Source organism: Bacteroidota bacterium, assembly GCA_019637975.1.
Lineage (GTDB): Bacteria > Bacteroidota > Ignavibacteria > UBA10030 > UBA6906 > CAADGV01.
Genome location: JAHBUR010000005.1, coordinates 117,923 through 135,798 on the forward strand (window position 1 = coordinate 117,923; position 17,876 = coordinate 135,798).

Annotated in this window: 17 protein-coding genes; 13 read left to right on the plus strand and 4 right to left on the minus strand. The window is 51.1% G+C overall.

Annotated elements, in window-relative coordinates:
• Positions 1–3 precede the first annotated feature (3 nt).
• The 12 genes from KF749_04005 to KF749_04060 all read left to right on the plus strand — a co-directional run bounded on the left by KF749_04005 (position 4) and on the right by KF749_04060 (position 11,598).
• Positions 4–510: a DinB family protein gene (locus tag KF749_04005; protein MBX2990317.1), complete on the plus strand. Its 507-nt coding sequence runs from the start codon at positions 4–6 to the stop codon at positions 508–510.
• A gap of 30 nt (positions 511–540) precedes the next feature.
• The gene (locus tag KF749_04010) at positions 541–939 is read left to right on the plus strand and encodes a hypothetical protein (protein MBX2990318.1); all 399 of its coding nucleotides are present in this window, start codon (positions 541–543) and stop codon (positions 937–939) included.
• 79 nt (positions 940–1,018) lie between these two features.
• Positions 1,019–1,291, plus strand: coding sequence for a EutN/CcmL family microcompartment protein (locus tag KF749_04015; GenBank protein MBX2990319.1), 273 nt, complete (start codon positions 1,019–1,021; stop codon positions 1,289–1,291).
• Between the two features lie 5 nt (positions 1,292–1,296).
• Complete coding sequence (gene dprA, locus KF749_04020; protein ID MBX2990320.1) at positions 1,297–2,424, plus strand: DNA-processing protein DprA; 1,128 nt, start codon at positions 1,297–1,299, stop codon at positions 2,422–2,424.
• 115 nt (positions 2,425–2,539) lie between these two features.
• The gene (locus KF749_04025; protein ID MBX2990321.1) at positions 2,540–3,100 is read left to right on the plus strand and encodes a DUF3109 family protein; all 561 of its coding nucleotides are present in this window, start codon (positions 2,540–2,542) and stop codon (positions 3,098–3,100) included.
• Between the two features lie 16 nt (positions 3,101–3,116).
• Complete coding sequence (gene rpoN, locus KF749_04030) at positions 3,117–4,592, plus strand: RNA polymerase factor sigma-54 (protein MBX2990322.1); 1,476 nt, start codon at positions 3,117–3,119, stop codon at positions 4,590–4,592.
• A 35-nt stretch (positions 4,593–4,627) separates the two neighbouring features.
• Entirely contained in the window at positions 4,628–5,164 is a 537-nt protein-coding gene (hslV, locus tag KF749_04035) for an ATP-dependent protease subunit HslV (GenBank protein ID MBX2990323.1), read from the plus strand.
• Between the two features lie 3 nt (positions 5,165–5,167).
• Positions 5,168–6,568 (plus strand): ATP-dependent protease ATPase subunit HslU, encoded by a 1,401-nt coding sequence (gene hslU, locus KF749_04040; protein ID MBX2990324.1) that lies wholly within the window; start codon positions 5,168–5,170, stop codon positions 6,566–6,568.
• Between the two features lie 230 nt (positions 6,569–6,798).
• Positions 6,799–7,449, plus strand: a complete 651-nt coding sequence (locus KF749_04045) for a hypothetical protein (protein ID MBX2990325.1) — start codon at positions 6,799–6,801, stop codon at positions 7,447–7,449.
• 36 nt (positions 7,450–7,485) lie between these two features.
• Positions 7,486–8,826: a hypothetical protein gene (locus KF749_04050; protein ID MBX2990326.1), complete on the plus strand. Its 1,341-nt coding sequence runs from the start codon at positions 7,486–7,488 to the stop codon at positions 8,824–8,826.
• A 19-nt stretch (positions 8,827–8,845) separates the two neighbouring features.
• Entirely contained in the window at positions 8,846–10,270 is a 1,425-nt protein-coding gene (locus tag KF749_04055) for a hypothetical protein (GenBank protein MBX2990327.1), read from the plus strand.
• Between the two features lie 17 nt (positions 10,271–10,287).
• Positions 10,288–11,598: a hypothetical protein gene (locus KF749_04060; protein ID MBX2990328.1), complete on the plus strand. Its 1,311-nt coding sequence runs from the start codon at positions 10,288–10,290 to the stop codon at positions 11,596–11,598.
• A 189-nt stretch (positions 11,599–11,787) separates the two neighbouring features.
• Here the strand turns inward: KF749_04060 and KF749_04065 are convergent, their stop codons facing one another.
• From KF749_04065 to KF749_04080, 4 genes are all read right to left on the minus strand, one after another.
• The gene (locus KF749_04065) at positions 11,788–13,173 is read right to left on the minus strand and encodes a hypothetical protein (GenBank protein ID MBX2990329.1); all 1,386 of its coding nucleotides are present in this window, start codon (positions 13,171–13,173) and stop codon (positions 11,788–11,790) included.
• A complete protein-coding gene (locus KF749_04070) occupies positions 13,170–15,230 on the minus strand; it encodes a hypothetical protein (GenBank protein MBX2990330.1) in 2,061 nt (686 codons plus the stop codon). The genes KF749_04065 and KF749_04070 overlap by 4 nt, the downstream gene beginning before the upstream one ends.
• Before the next feature lie 357 nt (positions 15,231–15,587).
• On the minus strand, positions 15,588–15,914 hold the full coding sequence (locus KF749_04075; protein ID MBX2990331.1) for a DUF3467 domain-containing protein: 327 nt from the start codon (positions 15,912–15,914) through the stop codon (positions 15,588–15,590).
• Positions 15,915–15,955: 41 nt separating this feature from the next.
• Positions 15,956–17,131 (minus strand): hypothetical protein, encoded by a 1,176-nt coding sequence (locus KF749_04080; protein MBX2990332.1) that lies wholly within the window; start codon positions 17,129–17,131, stop codon positions 15,956–15,958.
• A gap of 302 nt (positions 17,132–17,433) precedes the next feature.
• Here KF749_04080 and KF749_04085 point away from each other — a divergent pair, with 302 nt between their 5' ends.
• Positions 17,434–17,847: an HIT domain-containing protein gene (locus KF749_04085; protein ID MBX2990333.1), complete on the plus strand. Its 414-nt coding sequence runs from the start codon at positions 17,434–17,436 to the stop codon at positions 17,845–17,847.
• Positions 17,848–17,876 lie beyond the last annotated feature (29 nt).

A 17,876-nucleotide genomic window follows, 5' to 3' on the forward strand; every position in this document is an offset into this window, starting at 1 on the left:
ACAATGGCAGAACTCGAACCTTGGCTGCGTGGCCCGGTTGCAGGCATCGATTCACTTCTTCAACCGGTTGCACATTCTCTTTTGCAAGCCCGGGAAGATCTTCCCCTCATTGTTGGTGGTCTGACAAACGAGCAACTGTGGGCAACTCCGGGTGGAGCTGCTTCGATCGGATTTCATCTCAAACACATCGCGGCAAGTCTTGACAGGTTGTACACCTATGCACGAGGCGGGAAACTCAGCGAAACTCAACAAGCCGCCCTTCGCATAGAGAAGGAGCCCGAGAGTCGGAACGTCGAAGAACTTCTCTCATTGGCAACGGTACAAATCGACACAGCTCTGCAACAAATACGCGAAACACACCTCGACGCTCTTAATGAAACATGTCCGGTCGGGCGCGCAGCCATCCCGGCTACACGGTTCGGCCTGCTCTGCCACGGCGCCGAACACGTACAGCGCCACATCGGTGCAATCATTGCGACGGCGAAAGTTGTGAGAGAGTACATCCGATAACTATAGCACGAGATAGGTACGGGCATTCCCATGAAGGACGCAATTCGAGAATATTTGAAGGACAAAGGATGTGCTGAACATGTTGTGAAAGGCGGCCTGCAGGGCTTGGTTGAAATGTGGGAGACCATCGTTACAGAAATCTCCCACGGCTATGATTTGACGTTTGAAGACTATCTGAGTGATATGGACACGCGTCAGCTTCTCGAAGAAGTGAAGCCCCTTGCCACGACTGCAGCGCACAAGTCACTTGTCAGGAAGCTCGGACGCATTGATGCGATCATGAGAACTCTCGTCGAGCCAACGCGGCAAGCGATACCGGGCGACCATATCGCACAGGAACGGAGTTGGATTCCGGCCAGACATTGGTGGTACTTCAGCAAACCCAGGCACCTTGGCCCCGACTTGCGGGAGGAAATGGAGAATTTGTAGCCTTTCATCCTCCTGGTAAATCTCGTATCTTCGTTGCAGTTGTATTCAACACGCACCCACTTCGCAAACCGGAACCAGCATGACACTCTGCAAGGTCACAGGCACAATCGTCGCAACACAGAAAAAAGAGCAGCTTAACGACAAAAAGATTCTGCTTTGCCAGCCGATCTCGCTTGACGGGAAAGCCATCGGGCGCGACGTTCTTGCCCTTGACAGTGTGGACGCAGGAATCGGGGACACCGTGCTTGTCGTGCAAGAAGGCGCGGCGGCAGCGCAAATTCTGAAACGGACGGATGTGCCGGTTCACAGCATAGTCGTGGCCGTTGTTGACGGACTGGATGTTGCGGAGTAAAAGGGATGCGGATCGATCTTCGGGAACTTCTCACCCTCTCCACGATTCCCGGGATCGGCTCGACCCGGCTGATCAATCTCCTCTCCCACTTCAATGATTCGCATCGGGTCGTTACCGCCCCGGCAAAAGATCTCGTACGTGTGCAGGGCATTGAGAAGAAGACGGCTCTCTCCATTGTAAACTTCTTCCGCGATTCGGGTGCCGCACATGCACAGCGGTATGTTGACGACCAGCTTTCCCGCCTCAACAAAGCCGAAGCACGCATCGTGACGTTCTGGGACAAGGAGTATCCCGCCAACCTTAAGAACATCTTCGACCCTCCTGCATTTGTTTTCGTGCGGGGTAGAATTCTGGATGAAGACAAGTATTCCGTTGCTCTCGTCGGTACACGCAGCGCTACACCATACGGCATTCGGATGGCGCAAAAATTCGCCGAAGGATTCGCATCGCTCGGCATCACAACTGTAAGCGGACTTGCCCGAGGTATTGATACCGTCGCCCATTCATCAACCCTCAAGGAACGTGGCAGGACGATTGCCGTTCTCGGATCGGGGGTGGATTCCATTTATCCTTCGGAAAACAAAGAACTCGCCAACCGCATCGTCCGGTCCGGCGCATTGATCTCAGAGTTCCTGATGGGCGCAAAGCCTGACGCTCCCAATTTTCCAAGACGCAACCGCATCATCAGCGGCATCTCGCTCGGTACGGTCATTGTGGAGACGGGAATCGAAGGCGGCGCTATGCTTACCGCCTCCCTGACATTTGATCAGAATCGGGAAGTGTTTGCAATTCCGGCGGCAATTCAGGATAGGAAAAAGTGCGGAACGCATCTGCTCATCAAACAGGGAAAGGCATCACTTGTCGAAACCGTTGAAGACGTCATAGCTATTCTGGCGGCGCAGCTCAAACCTGTGATCGGCAAGGCGCCATCCGCAAAACACACCCCCTTACCCGAACTCACCGTATTCGAACAGAAACTCATCGATGCGCTGGGCGAACAGCCGATACACATTGACGCCCTCGCCGAACGCGCAGGATTCCCGACCTCCGATACACTTGTTCATCTTCTTTCTTTGGAGTTCAAAGGTGTTGTAAGGCAACAACCGGGGAAGATGTTCGTCCGCATTTCGTAAGCTGTTTCCCGTACTGACGTAGCTCACAAAAAGAGGGCCAGAAGCTAAAAGCCCTTTTCTCTTTGCTTGAATTTGGCTATTTTGATTGCAGTTACAGCAATAGCGGAAAGGATGTATGCTCATAATTGGCGAAGTTATGGTAGACGATGCTGTTCCTGTAACAGACTTCTGTTGCGACCTGAGACAATGTAAAGGCGCATGCTGTACGTTGGAGGGCGGTCGAGGGGCTCCGTTGGAGGACGAAGAAGTGCTGGAAATTGAGAAGGCCTATCCCATCGTCAAGAAATACCTCGACGAGGAGAATCTCCAGACAATCGACGTGAGGGGTCTGTACGAGGGAACGAAAGGCGATTTCTCAACTACGTGTATAGAACGTCGCGCATGTGTCTTTGTGTATTATGATGCAGGTATCGCCCGTTGCAGTTTCGAGAAAGCATTCCTGAACGGAGAGATTGATTGGCGCAAACCGGTTTCGTGCCACCTGTTTCCGATCAGGGTTCGCAGTGACGGAGGCAAGCTACTCAAGTACGAACAAATAGAAGAATGCGCCCCGGGCCGCTCGCGGGGCAGAACCGAAGAGGTAGCCCTCATCGATTTTCTGAAGGAACCTCTTGTACGCAAGTACGGAGAAGCGTGGTATCACAAGCTTGTTACATCTAAACAAAAAGTAGGATAGCTGTTTTGTCAACCCGATGCTGAATCTCTCACTCCAACATAAGATGATGATGAAGCTGTCGCCTCAGCAGGTGCAATACCTGAAGATGCTGCAGCTTCCGACATTGGCCCTTGAACAGAAGATAAAGGCCGAGTTGGAGATGAATCCCCTTCTTGAGGAAGGCATCGAGGACGAAGTAGAAGTTACCGAAGATCAGTTGGAACAAGAAAAAATGGAATCCGCTTCCGAGGAAGGCGCTGAAGAGGCTGTCAAGGCGGACGAGGCAGCCAAAGCGACGAAAGAAGAAGAGTACTCGCTCGACGACTATCTCAAAGATGAATACACCGGACACAAGGCAGCCGAGCCGTTCGATGCTGAAGAAAAGGAAGAAATTCCGCTCGCTGATTCCGTACCGTTGTACCATCGCCTGCTCGAACAGTTTACGTTGCTCGAATTGGACGACGAAGAAGCTCTCGTCGGGCCGGAGATAATCGGCAATTTGGATGAAGACGGGTATCTACGGAGGGATTTGAGTTCTATTGTTCAAGACCTGAACCTTTCACACGGGACCAGTATAGAACTCAAGAAGGCCGAAGGTGTGTTGTTCAAAATTCAACGACTTGATCCGGTCGGCGTCGGGGCACGCACGTTGCAGGAGTGTCTGATCGTTCAGGTCGAGATGAAAGAGATGGATGATCACTACCTCAAGTTGATCACGCTACAGGTCCTGAAGGAGTTTTACGAAGACTTCACCATGCGGCACTTCGAGGAGCTTGCCAAGAAACTGAACATCACCCTCGATGATTTGAAACGGGTTATTGACGTTATTCAACATCTCAACCCGAAACCCGGAGAAGGCGAGTTTACAGCGCACGAGAACTATGTTGTTCCCGATTTCATCGTCACGCAATCAGATGACGATTTCGTCATCACCCTGAACGATAGGAACATCCCCCCTCTTCGCATCAACAAGCAGTACAAGAACTTGATGTCGAAGCGAAAGAAAGACGGCGTGCCGACGGAAGCCAAGGATTTTATCCGGCAGCGATTTGAGGCGGCGAAATGGTTCATCAGTTCCATTCACCAGCGGCGCGAAACAATGTTGAAAGTGATGCGCACAATCGTGGAAAAACAGCGGGAGTTTTTCGAGACCGGCGAAGGGCTGAAGCCCATGATCTACAAGGATATTTCTGAAGTCATTCAGATGGATATCTCTACAATCAGCCGCGTCGTCAACAGCAAATTTGTGCAGACGGATTACGGTGTATTTTCGCTGCGTCATTTTTTCAGCGACTCCATCAGCACCACCGATGGCGAAGAAATTTCCAACAAAGAAGTGAAGAAGAAATTACGGGAACTCATCGATGCAGAAGACCCTCTGAAACCCCTCAGTGACGATAAACTGGCAAAACTCCTGAACGATCAGGGCTTGAACATCGCACGGCGGACGGTTGCAAAATATCGGGAAGCGATGCTGATTCCTGTAGCACGACTTCGGCGTCGGCTCACATAGGTCCCTCACCTTCATTTTCTGCGGAGCATTCCTCCATGTCTCACATAATTCGTTCCACAACTGTTCTCGGCCTAACCTGGCAGGGAAAGAGCGTCATGGGTTCTGACGGACAAGTCACCGTCGGCAATGCCGTCATGAAGCACAGCGCGAAGAAAGTCCGGAAGCTGTACAACAACACCGTTCTCGCAGGCTTTGCCGGCGCGGCCGCTGATGCCTTCACCCTCTTCACTAAATTCGAGGATTATCTTGAGAAGCACCGCGGTAATCTTGAGCGCGCGGCGGTGGAGTTGGCCAAGGAGTGGCGGACTGACAAGTACCTTCGCCATCTTGAAGCACTTCTCGCCGTGCTGAACAGCGAAAAATCCCTCATTATCTCCGGTACCGGAGAACTCATCGAGCCTGATGACGGTATCGTTGCAATCGGTTCGGGAGGAAGCTATGCGCTTGCAGCCGCAAGAATGCTTGTGAAGCACTCGCATCTTTCTGCCCGTGAAGTTGTTGAAGAATCCCTGCGCACCGCCGGCAGCATCTGCATCTACACGAACACGAATCTGACACTTGAAGAGCTCTGAAGTATGAACGACACACCACAGCCGGGATCCGAACAGCGCGCACGGGAGTTGACCCCGCGTGAAATTGTACGCGAATTGGACAAGTACATTATCGGACAGCAAAATGCAAAAAAATCCGTGGCAATTGCTTTACGTAACCGGTGGCGGCGACTGCAAGTCCGCTCCGGCCTGCGCGAAGAGATCATGCCGAACAACATCATTCTGATCGGCCCGACAGGTGTCGGGAAAACGGAAATAGCCCGCAGGCTGGCAAAACTCTCGGATGCCCCGTTCATCAAGGTTGAAGCGTCGAAGTTCACGGAGGTAGGCTATGTTGGCCGCGATGTCGAATCGATTATCCGCGACTTGACTGAATATGCAGTCAATATGGTCAAGGCCGAGAAGCGCGCCGAGGTGAACGACAAGGCAAAGGAAATGAGCGAGGAACGCATCCTCGACATTCTCATCCCTCCTTCGCGGAAACGTCACGCTGTTCCCGCGGAAGGGCCGCTCCTCAATACAGATGAGCAGGAGGATAACAAGGCAACCCGCGAGAAATTCCGGCAGAAGTTGCGTGATGGCAAACTCGAAGACAAGATTGTCGAGCTTGATGTTCCAGCATCCAACGATGCGCCGCTGATGCAGGTTATCGGTCCGATGAATCTGGAGGAAATGGGCGTCAACCTGCAGGAAATGTTCGGCGGATTGATGCCGAAGAAGATGAAGAAGCGCAAAGTAAGCGTGGCGGAGGCCCGGGTTATTCTCGCAAATGAAGAAGCAAAGAAACTGATTGACCAGGATGCTGCCATCAAGCAGGCGCTGCTCAGGGTTGAGAACTCAGGCATTGTGTTTCTGGATGAGATTGACAAGATTGCCGGTTCAAAATCGACATCCGGGCCCGATGTGTCACGCGAGGGTGTTCAGCGCGACTTGTTGCCCGTTGTCGAAGGCTCGAATGTTATGACGAAATATGGAATGGTTCGCACAGATCATATTCTGTTCATAGCTTCGGGGGCGTTTCATATGTCGAAGCCCTCCGATCTTATCCCGGAACTTCAGGGACGATTTCCGATTCGTGTTGAGTTAAGCAGTCTCACCGAAGACGATTTCGTCAAGATTCTCACCATACCTCAGAATGCCTTGATCAAACAATACGCGGCGCTGATTGAAACGGAGGGAGTGGAAGTGGAGTTTTCTGACGACGGAATCCGGGAGATTGCAAAGATCGCAAGCGAAGTGAATGAGAACGTCGAGAACATTGGCGCCCGCAGGCTGCACACCATCATGACGTCACTCCTCGACGATATCCTCTTCGACGCACCGGATGACCTTGAGGAGAAGAAGATTCTCATCAATCGTGAGCTTGTGCAATCAAAGCTCTTGAATATTGCCAAGAATCGGGATTTGAGCCGGTACATTCTCTGACGGAGACGGCTTTTGAGGTTTCCACAAGGTTCAAAGCCGCCGGCAACGCCCTTATTCCGTGCTGAAATCAAAGGGGGTGAAAGGCGGGAGCAGGAGGATTTGACGCATCTCACACGAAAAACATATTACTTGAAAATAGTTGTGAATTCAATATATTGACATGAGTTATCGCGGTCGAATCAGAACGACAACGACACTGCAACAAGAAAACTTTCATACAGGGGAGAATCATGGAGACACACAAGACTGTGTCTGGGGTACAATACGCGCCACCAGTCCACAACGTACGCGCTGAGCCGAACGGAATCGCCAGATTCTCGAACAGGGTTCAGGGACTCGCGTACGGAGGCGCAGCAGCACTGGTCGTCATCATCGGACTCCGGTCAATTTATGGACGCAATATTCCCACATGGCTCGTAATTAGTGCCCTCCTCCTGGAGGCGTGCCTCCTCCTCATGATTGCCGCCGTGTATTACCTTACTCCTGAGGATAAAGGTGGCGCCGCTCCTTCGACAGAAACTCAGATCCTTTCCGGCGAGAAAGAAATTCTCAACCTCCTGAAGAAAGATATCATCCCCGGAGAGAACGAGATGATTCGTGTACAGCGGGAGATGTCGGGAAATCAACGGGAAATAGTCAGTGTCCTTCGCCACGAAATACTCGCAGGTCAGCGGGAGATGTACACTTCATTGCGCGAGGATCTGCTGAACAGCGGGGCGGAATCACTCCATGTGCTGCAACAAATTGAATCCAACATCAACAAGATCGTCGAACGGGAAATAGAACGGGTTGTGCAGGAGAAAGTTCAGGACGTCTTCACATCAATGGTGCGGCAGGAAGTACACAAGTCGCTTGAGTCGCATCGCAACAAGGTTGCGTAGTCTTGTGAAGAATACTGATACCGGGGAAAAGATCCGATGAAACAGAAAACGTCATTCTATTTCGTGTTGTACCTCGTCGCGCTTGTGAGTTTGCTGGATGTCATCTCGGAACGCGATGAAGCACAACGGGAAATAGCAGAAATCCTTGTCCGGAAAATATCGACGGCTCCCGATTTGCAAGTTCCGGATACGCTTATCTGGTTTGCGAAAGACAGCAGTCGCTCGCTGATCAGGGTTCGCGGACTTGTCTCGGAAGCCGAAAGAGCAAGCATTCTCTACGAACTGAAATCCCTCAACGGCGGTTTTCCGGCCGGCCTCTCACCCATGATCGTCAAAGATTCTGACGGAAACGGAATCATCATGGGGACGATGCCCGAGAAAGGAACCTATACACTTCAGGCATCCGCCGAGGTCAGTCGCGAACTGCCGAATGATCTTCCGGAATCCGTTCTCGATCTCATCAAGCGACAAATCGGAAACGAGATTCCACTCAAGAGCAATCCGGCCACCTTCACATTACGAGTGGAGCCTGAACTGGCCGCTCCGCCGAAGCTTACACTCACGGTTGAACCGCCGAAAGACGAGAGATGGATAGTCGGGTCGCCGTATGCAAAGAGCATCTATGTCGGCGGACCGGATCCACGCATCGTCAGCTTCTCCGTTTCTGATCCGCGGTTCACAATTGTTCGGGATATCGGCCGCATACGCCTCGAGTGGAGCAATCCGATTGTTACGAACAACCCCATTTCTGTGACAGTTTCCGCACGCGCAAATCGCGGAGCGGCCCCTGATTTGGAGAATGCCACAACAAGTTTCACCTTGTCGGTTGCCCCGCCCCGATGGGATCCTGAGCCGCCAATTGAAGCATATTGGGAGGTGCCTTTCACATTTGCGAGCGGTGTTCGCGGACTTGACGCGAGCAAATTCACCGTGGAGATCCTCGCTAACGGCACGACTCCAATCAGGCGAGTATCAGCAATCGAGTATCCGATTGTTTTCAAGCCCGAGCGGACATGGACAAGCTTGACATTCCGCGTCCTGTCTGTTGTAAATACCGAAATGCTGAAAAAAGAAATCCCTGTGAAGAAGCCAATTCCGCCACAAATCAAGTGGATCGGATCGACATGGCAAGGGAACGAATACGTTATTAAGTTCTCCAGCGTCGACGTCGGCAATGGCGACGTGGTGGTTGATAACTGCACCGTCATCCAACCGGAGGGGATCGTGTCCAGACTTGATTCTCGCCGTGGCAAGCAGTTTACCCTGACTGTTCAGAACTTGCAGGCAACACGTCCGAGCGCTATCAAGCTCAAGGTTACCGTGACCGGCATCGGAGGTTCACGAACAGATCAGGTAACCCAGGCAATACTCTATTGACAATCATTGTAGAAGAGAAATGAAAACACTCGTGTTCGTTTGGTTTGTAGTTGCGCCGTTTGCGGGATTTGGCGCTATGGAGATGGACAGTGTGCAGTCCAACGACATTAACCGGTCGTTATCTCTCGCCGCCAATAATCTTGCTTCTGCCACGTTGACCGAATTGCCGGCGCAACAATCGTCCGGCCGATCTCCATTACACGATTCGCTGAAGGCTACCATGAATCGGATCGAGCGCCTTCAAAGCGTGCTCGACAAAGTAACTTTCGGGCCGCAATCATACTACTTCACGCGGCTTCGTTCGTGGAGCATCCCGCTTGCTGATGTGCTGAACGACTCGATTGCACAGTACTTTTTTGAAGTGCTTGATAACGATTCAAGCTTCATCGAAAGCCGCGGTGACATTCAGGTGATCGCAACTCCCGAACCCTCGACAGATCTCGTTGCCGTGTACTTCGCAGGCAACGGCAAAGAAATGAAGGGACAACGCCTGCGTGAAGCACTTGAGAAGAAGAAAGAACGGCAGATGTACAGTCAAATTCTTGAAAGCCGCGAGTACAGTGAGGATAAAGAGCTGATCGACAGAAATTTCCGCATCGTGCAAAACGACGGGCCGCATCTGATCAAAGAGGCAGACAGTGTGATTGTGCCGTTTGATCGATACAGCTATGTCAGCGTTGACCATCGAACGGAAACCATCCTGACGATCCGGATACCCGACAACATCCGGGTAAGGTTCGGGAATTTGTGGGGGGCGGAAGTCAAACTTGGCAACGACGAGTACGGGTTGCCCATCTGGAGTTCGGGAAACGTTGCCCTGCTTGCAATCTACAACCAGGTGAAGGTCGGTGTACACATCCCGTTCAAATGGGGCGCGCCTGGAACAACAGGCCTCACGTCCTTCCTGAAACCCCGGGTCCTGAACGGAACGATTGGCGTTTCGGGTGAATTCGACTGGGCGTTCGCCGGCGGATCCTTCCTGGTCGGCTTTCCTCGAACCGATGTTGACGGCACGTATTCGACGAACAGAGATACAGTGTACTCACTTCAGGTTGCCGGCACTGTGTGGTATTCGTTTACCTTCAACACCAATAACAAAGCAAATCTATTTCGTATCAAGACGGGAGCTGGGATTGAGCAAATCGGTATTGATTTTCTGCGAAGAACCCCCGGCGGAGCTATCAGGGAGGTGAGAGCGGTGGAAGACAGGTTTGTCTGGAGCCCGTTCTTCAGAGTCGACTATATGAACCAACAGTTCGACAGGCGCTTCGGTGGAGGGGCACACTATTTCCGTGAGCGCATCTTCGCAACACTTTGGATGGAGATCCTGCCGGAACAACTTCGTGTTGAGCTTAAGTACTCAACCAATGTGGCCAGCAGCCGCGATAGCTGGGAGATCCCGTATATATTCGCGTTCTCAATACCATACACGTTTAGCCTGTAACGGGGAGATTTGAAACCATGAGGAAAGCGACCATAAAACAAGTAGTCATCCTGTCTGCATTCGTGTACTGCGGAGTACCCACTGGCGTTCTGGCACAATCGAACGGAGAGCCAACTCCGGAGATGAAACTTATGAGTGATATCGAGAATGCCCGCCTCAATCAACAGTCGCTGGAGCGCATTCTGGGGGAATTGAACATGGTTGACAGCGCGTACGCCCCTTCGTTCCCGCGTTGGCAAGTCGATGAGCCGAACCTGAAGCTCCGCGTCTATGCAGCTTTTCGAAACAGAGGATTGAGATTCTCCGCGGATGAACCCATCACCGTAATCGCCAATCCCGATTCACAATCCATTTCCGAGATAAAAATCGGGGATGTTTCATATGGAAAAATCTATGTTCAGACTCTTCTCGCCCGCGATCTCAAAGCCGATTTATTGAGTCAGGCAGCGCAAAACGAACCCCCGTACGGACTTCTGGATCACTACGAGGAAGTCTCTAACCCGCTCGCCCGCCCAAGCAAGCCCGACTGGGTCGCCGCTGAGTTCTCATTATTCGGGGGCGCTTTGCGTTTCGGAAATAATTGGGGGATCGCAGCACGAATCGGAGAGGATGAGTTGGGGTACACCTTCTGGTCAGTCGGAAATATGAGAGTCATGCTCTCCTACAAATCCCTGAAATTAGGTGCCTGGGTGCCAATTAACGGTGGACTGGTCAGAGACGACAAGGATGAAATCACGGAAGAAGAAAGTTCATCCCGTTTGCTCAATGGAACGTTTGGTGTCGTCGGAGAATTCGAGTTCGAGTGGGATTTGATCAGAATCAAATCCGACTACTTCCCTTACGCTGCAATCGGCGGAAAATTCGGTTTTGGAACGCTGCCGGGACGACGTGAGACCTTCTATACACCCAATCTCGACAGTTTGAGATATATCTCCGTATCCGCCCAAGCGTACTACGCGTTTGACGTTCTGTTTGATGAGAAACAACAGAATCTCAACGTGCATCTTGGCGTCAGCTATCACAGAGTGAATTTAGGCAAAGCTCTGCCTGTCGGTGGAGTAGAAGACAAGATGGTTGTGTTCGAAGCCGGACCCCCTGAAGCTTTCGTCGATCCGTATGTCCGCATTGAGTACAGATATGCCCGTTTCGATCGATTCAGAGTTACTGCTCAGTACAGCAATCTCCTGATGCTGATCGGTTGGGCCGAGATTGTACCTCCGTTCATCTACGTTGAGGTCAAATACTCTGCCCCGGCGTTTCGCGACAGACGACCGTGGGAACACAAGAACTACCTGTACGCGACTGCTGGCTTCAAATTTGATTTTTGATTTGCCTTTGCCAATGGGCTACGGGAAGAAAAACCAGTAGCCCGTCTTTGTTCCTTCCGCCTTCCCTTCCGGCCGGATTCATCCGACCGTCCATTCAGCGAGCAATAGGTTCTGCACTCCACAAACACGAAGGCGCTTCGCATACAGCCAAAGCGCCCGATGGAAAAAACAGATGTTCTGAGGATTGGATCAGAACCTGAATCGCGTGCCAACGGCAACCGAACCATGAGTAACACCGTCACCCGCCCAAAGCAATTCCATATTTTCTGTCGCGACATCCAGATCGAAGAAACCAAGATTGAATCCGAAACCCAATGCATAGTTCAGCCGATCAGTCCCTCCAAATGATACTCCGCTTCGTAACGGCAGGAACTTCAATAACTTCCACTCGAAGCCTATCGAGAACCGGCCGTGGAGTGTCGTACCCGGAGCATCAACTAACCCTTGGTTGTAGTCTGTCGCAATCAACAACTCGCCCGGTATCCAGGTGGAAATCTTATCCATTTGCACTGCCACTCCAACACGGAATGTCGTCGGCAGATGAGATGAAAACGGCGTCCCTTCCCGCTTGTGTCCTTTCAGGACGTTCTCGATGATGTCTCCATTTGCTACTTCACGCGGGTCATTAATCGTCAGACTCGTGTCGGCGTAGGTTTCCTCGATCTTTCCTTCCCATTTCATTTTCCCGATATCGGTAACACTCACACCAACAGTGACGTAGCTGCCGATACCGCCGGCAATCCCGAAATCGAACCCCGTGCCGTTTCCGTGCACCGGCATTCCGAAAGGCAGTATAGTAAAACCACTGTTGTTTTCTGTCGGGTCAACGCCAACAAGGCGTGATTGGTAGCCGATTCGGCCTGTGAGGGTTCCGTTGTCGGATGTAGCAAGAGATGTGTTGACCTTCCCTAACTCGTAGTATCCGTAGCCCTGAACAATCTTTACTGCAGCACCGACGGAAAGCCATTGCAGAAACTCAGGATGAGGTATTGTCCCTCCGAACGAAAGGGCGTATTCGCGCAACCACGAGGCTCTGGCTCCCGTCCTGCTAAAGTCGTACGATGAGCCGGGTGTGTTCCCGTAGAGTCCGAATCTGACGTAGTCACTTGGGATACTGACAAGACCTGCAATTTGGTCCGTGATCGTTACCGCAAACCCGCCTACTGATGGAATCTGGTAAGAAACACCCGCGAGACGCACACTTGCATCCATGCTCACCTCGCCAACGTCACCACGAAAGGCATTAAGGATGCGTTGCTTGTCCGCTTCCTGAAGATGTTTGCCCGCACGTCCCTCGGCAGTTTCCACTCCGACAAAATAGTCTCTGTATAACCCCAGCGTCAGGAAGTCACTTCCCGCATGAATCCCAAACGGTGCAAGGCTCAGCGTCAGCTTATCTTCCTTCATAGCAAGAAGAGCCGGATTGATGCTCACTGCATCCAACCCTCTTGATGCAGCAACATAACTGCGGGCCATTCCCATTCCCCGGACATTTGCCCTATCTCCTCCTGCAAACGAACTGCTTACTCCAATCATTAAGAGAGTAACGGCTGTATATAAGATTCGTGTTCTCACTTTCCTACCCTCCCTGAAACTGTTGTCCACACTCGCACTTTCACCTGATGATTTGTCTTGAATTGCACTGTAGAGCTCCCTCCTGCCGTGTTCAGGCCGACGGTATAAGCAACAAATTCAGCAGGATTGAATTGAGAGAGATCATTCGCGGTCAATTCAAGAACCGTTGTACTTCTACTGGGGGCAACAACATCGCCGGCGCTATTCACTTGTGCCGCGCTTAAGTGAACCAAGTGTCCTTGGTGCGGAAGCGTAAGCAGGTTCTGTAGCGACAGGTTCAGTAGCGATGTCTTAAACGTCAGGTCTGCCGGAGTCCCGTTTTCCAACTCAATGTATACGTTGCCCTTGTTGTAGCGATCCAGGAAAGATTGATCGAACGTCACGCCTCTCCTTCCGTTGCCGGACGTATCGCCGATAACAAGTGTATCACGAACCGTTCCTCCCACAATCCCGATATTGAGCGGCACATCCACACTAGCAGAGCCAGCAAGCGCACTCTTGCTTCCAACCGATGCAACGCCTGCAACGTTTGGGACATACACATCATGCGGATTGACAAGGAATCTGCCGTACACGCGAAGCGAATCCGGGAACTTTGCAGATAACTGGCTCAGGAATTGCCCGACCTCCGCTCCATTAAATACTATCTCATCTCCGCCCGGCGTAATTCTCCTTTGCGAAGCCGGGACAGCAAGAAAAACGGAATCGCCCGATACTCTTCGCGCTCCAACGCGGAAGTATGCATCTGCGGGAAATCCGACAGATGATGACGTGGCAAGGCGAAATTGGGCCGACGGAAGAATGAGTTGGCCGGAGAATTTTTGCGCCGCCGTTCCGAAATTCAGGGCGACTTTTGTATCGATATCAACCCACGTCGGTTTCACAACTCCGACCGCCGAGTCAACGACAACAGTGGATGTGTTGGTTACTGAGATATGAATCAGATCCGTTTCCGAGATGGAAACTGGTTGACCCTGAGTCGGTGCGATCGATATTGACCCCGCCACATCGAGAGAACTGATCAATGAATTATCGGAAGCCTTGATCCTCGTATTTGCGAGGTCAAGACTCATTGAGCCGTTTCCACCCGCCGGAAGGAACAGACTATCCTCGTATTGAACATAGGCCGAACCGACTCTCCGATACAACTGGTTGAACTGGAACACGAACACCATCGGAACAGCAACATCGTTCCTGATTGCAAAATTCAGCCTCCCGCTTTTGATATGCACCTCCTTGACGAGCGTCGAATCGTCCATTCGAAGTCGGGCACTATCATTATCTGCAAGTCTCTGTTGAGGAATATGAGCTAAGGTGGCTTGTCGAGCCTTGAGGTTACTGGTTGAGATTGTCGCGGTAAGCAACTCACCGATAGGAATCATCACCGGAACTGCGCTGCCCGGAGTGTGGAACTCCAATCCCGTCATCCGGTAGTCGCTCGAGAAGCTCTTTGATCCAAGATCATCCGATGCAATCCGGTAACTGTGTGCCGGGATCACTGCCGGACTGAAATGAAAAACCGCAATGATGGCACCGCTCAGATCTAGCAACTGTATTGGTGAAAGTATCTCCATTGGCACAGGAAGATTGTTATCAACTCTCAGCGAGATGGTACCGCTCTTCAGAGTGATTGTTTCGAAGGCATCAAGCCTCGAATGGATGTCGGCAATGTGTAACACGGTATCAGGAATCGGAATAGTGTATCCTCGCGGAAGCCACGGAATCTCCAGAGAAATTGCCTGGTCGGGCGAAGAGACAGAAAAAGCACCCAACTGCATCTGCACAGAAGTATCTTTCGGATTCAGAGTGAGGAAATCATTGACAAACGTCGGGGGTACCGAAGCTGACTTCGATACAGAAATCTGGCTGCCCTCGCCTCTCTTCAGCAGCGACGTATCCTTCGAAATCAGATCACCGAGTGTATACGTCCGGCTGCTGAGCGGAAATGTCGCGGTGGCATCCCATGTCGGCGAAACAGGCGACAACGGTTCGTTGAAACAATTCAACGAAATAACAGCAGTGAAAAGAATTAAAAGAACTCTCTGCAAGTATCTCATGTCTCCTCCGAAGATGAGCAACAAATGACAATTTCATTCATCTTAGGAATTGCAAGGCAAGTGCCAACATGATCCCTTTTGCTCGCCCGTCACAATAACTCTCGGAACAGGTTGAATCAGCCGATTCGGTGAAGATGAATACAGAGAATGGAAACAGGTGATGCAGATACCTCGCTCATGTCAAGCGCCGATTCTTCAAACGGCTGGGGATTGACGAATTCGAAAAGCCGCAACAATTGGATGATGTGTATGCAGAAGAACACTCATACTGCTCTTCGTAACGCGCTGACCAGAAATGAAACGCCCGATTCTCGTTGCGAGAATCGGGCGGCAATTACCAGATAGGACAAATACTGATTAGTGTACTTTCTCGTCCTTGACAACGGGCTGAAATCCGAATCCGCCCGGCGCGTCACCATGGATCTTTATCTCGCCAAATTTGCCTTCGAACTTGCTGATATTATCTTCAAGGGCGTGCATGAGCAATTTGGCGTGTTGGGCTGTCATAATAAGACGAGCCAACACCTTTGCTTTCGGAACACCGGGCAAGACTCTTGTGAAATCAATAACAAACTCTGCCGGCGAGTGGGTAATGATAGCAAGATTCGAGTAGATTCCTTCCGCTTCTTTTTCACCCAACTCAATGTTGATTTGCTGTCCGCCGGGTTGCTGTGGATCATTCATGAGATTCTCTTTCGTAGTTTGGTGAGCACATCGCCCGTGCTTTACTCTCCCTTTAGCAGCTTGTCTGCGGTGTCAAAAGCAGCCTTCGCTTCTTTTGTCATGTTGAGATTTGCGTACAGTCTGCCAAGCGCCTGATAGATTGTCGGGTCGTCTTTTTTGAACTCCGTCACCTTCTCAAAATAGGTGAGAGCTGACTTGAACTTATCTTTGTACCTTAAATCAGCCTTCTCTTTCCCTTTGCTGTCTTCGACCTTCTTGTCCGACTCTGCCTTCATTGCCACACCCCAGTTTTGATACGCAACGCCAACATTATACACGCCGTCTTGGTACATATCATCCTTGTTGTCGGGCTCGATCTCGATCATTTTCTGGAATTGGGTGATGCCTTCTTCGAAGCGATCTTTCTTGATCAGGTACAGACCGTAGGCATAGCGGCACAGCCGGTTATTCTCGTCCTGCTTGATGCAGCCGGAAGTCAACTCAAGAATCTTGTCATCCTGTTTCGAATGCTCATAGGCAGTAATAAGACTTCTGATGTTTTCCGGATCGGCGGGATCCGCTTCGTATGCCTTAAGCAGCGCATCGGCAGCCAACCGATACTCGGCAATGGCCCCGCTTGCATCCTTTGCATCAGCCTTGGCATTACCTTGATTCATGTGCAAGTCGCCGAGTAGACGTGCAGCCTCTGTACGTCGCGGATCTTTCTCCAAGCATGTCTTCAGAAACGAGATTGCCTGGTTATTGTCTTTTTTCGCATACGAAGCCAACCCTGCCACGTAATACGTACTTGCGCTATCCGGTGCCATTACAATGGCTGTTTTGAACAAGCTCACTGCCTTGTCATATTTGGCAGGATCGTCTCTGCCTTCATTATAGGCTGCAATTCCTTCATTGTAGTTGCTTGCCCAAGCGGCAAGTCTGTACCGATCAATCTCGGTTTTGTGCGAGTTGCCGGCTGCAAGGGTCTTGGTAAAGGCTTCATGCATCCCGATGTGATCCTTGAGTTCGGAACGAACCTGTCCGAGCATGTACCATGCTTCTTCGTTCTTGTCGTTCTTTGCAACCTCCTTCATCAGGCTTTCTTCGGCCTTCTTCCAGTCTTTTTGCTGCATTGCGAGCTTGGCAGTCGTGATTTCAGCGGAGCCGCATTGAAAACCGGTAACGCTTACGTACACCACGGCAAGCACAAGAGCGACCAGGGGAGTTAGTTGTTTCATGATATCTCCTACTAAAAAAGTAATGTAGATGTGTAATGTTGGCAGGCAACGTGATACAAAAATATACCCAAACACCACCTGAAAAACAAGGAACTGTCCGTTGACTTTCCCTCACCTTTTGGTTAATTTTTCCCCCGATGTTGCATGAAGTTGAATGCAAGGCTGGGTCTGCAACATCCTTGAGTGAGACCTTCCTTTCTTCCCGTTTGTTCTTTTCGACCCGTTTGTTCTTTTCGAATAGATACGTGAAGCCCGGTTATCGACGAGACCGCTTATTCTAATAATGACTGTGTGATTGAATTGTGGATTGTGTTTTTTGCAAAATTGCCGCGCATCAACTCCCGGCTGAGATTCTGTATGAGACTGAGAACGTCGTTGCGATTCTCGATATCAACCCCATCCATTACGGGCATGCCCTTGTTATTCCCAAAACACATTGCACAGATTTCCTGCATGTGCGGGAAAGGGACCTTCACGATGTGCTTCACGTGACTCAAATTGTGGCAAGGGCCATGGTACAATCACTGGAGCTCGAGGGCTTCAACATATTCTCGAACAACGGCAAGGCGGCAGGACAGTCTGTGTTTCATTTTCACATGCATGTAACGCCGCGTTATCCCGACGACGACATCAAGTTTGTGCTCACGTTAAAAACATACGACGGCAACGCAATGGCAACTTATGCGGAGAAGATCCGTCGACTTATTACCAACTAACTTCCGGCTTACCCACAAGGAGAAACGAA

Excerpts from the sequence above, each read along its gene's own strand:
- KF749_04005 (MBX2990317.1), top strand. The coding sequence starts at position 4 with ATGGCAGAACTCGAACCTTGGCTGCGTGGCCCGGTTGCAGGCATCGAT.
- KF749_04010 (MBX2990318.1), top strand. The coding sequence starts at position 541 with ATGAAGGACGCAATTCGAGAATATTTGAAGGACAAAGGATGTGCTGAA.
- KF749_04015 (MBX2990319.1), top strand. The coding sequence starts at position 1,019 with ATGACACTCTGCAAGGTCACAGGCACAATCGTCGCAACACAGAAAAAA.
- dprA (MBX2990320.1), top strand. The coding sequence starts at position 1,297 with ATGCGGATCGATCTTCGGGAACTTCTCACCCTCTCCACGATTCCCGGG.
- KF749_04025 (MBX2990321.1), top strand. The coding sequence starts at position 2,540 with ATGCTCATAATTGGCGAAGTTATGGTAGACGATGCTGTTCCTGTAACA.
- rpoN (MBX2990322.1), top strand. The coding sequence starts at position 3,117 with ATGCTGAATCTCTCACTCCAACATAAGATGATGATGAAGCTGTCGCCT.
- hslV (MBX2990323.1), top strand. The coding sequence starts at position 4,628 with ATGTCTCACATAATTCGTTCCACAACTGTTCTCGGCCTAACCTGGCAG.
- hslU (MBX2990324.1), top strand. The coding sequence starts at position 5,168 with ATGAACGACACACCACAGCCGGGATCCGAACAGCGCGCACGGGAGTTG.
- KF749_04045 (MBX2990325.1), top strand. The coding sequence starts at position 6,799 with ATGGAGACACACAAGACTGTGTCTGGGGTACAATACGCGCCACCAGTC.
- KF749_04050 (MBX2990326.1), top strand. The coding sequence starts at position 7,486 with ATGAAACAGAAAACGTCATTCTATTTCGTGTTGTACCTCGTCGCGCTT.
- KF749_04055 (MBX2990327.1), top strand. The coding sequence starts at position 8,846 with ATGAAAACACTCGTGTTCGTTTGGTTTGTAGTTGCGCCGTTTGCGGGA.
- KF749_04060 (MBX2990328.1), top strand. The coding sequence starts at position 10,288 with ATGAGGAAAGCGACCATAAAACAAGTAGTCATCCTGTCTGCATTCGTG.
- KF749_04070 (MBX2990330.1), bottom strand. The coding sequence starts at position 15,230 with ATGAGATACTTGCAGAGAGTTCTTTTAATTCTTTTCACTGCTGTTATT.
- KF749_04075 (MBX2990331.1), bottom strand. The coding sequence starts at position 15,914 with ATGAATGATCCACAGCAACCCGGCGGACAGCAAATCAACATTGAGTTG.
- KF749_04080 (MBX2990332.1), bottom strand. The coding sequence starts at position 17,131 with ATGAAACAACTAACTCCCCTGGTCGCTCTTGTGCTTGCCGTGGTGTAC.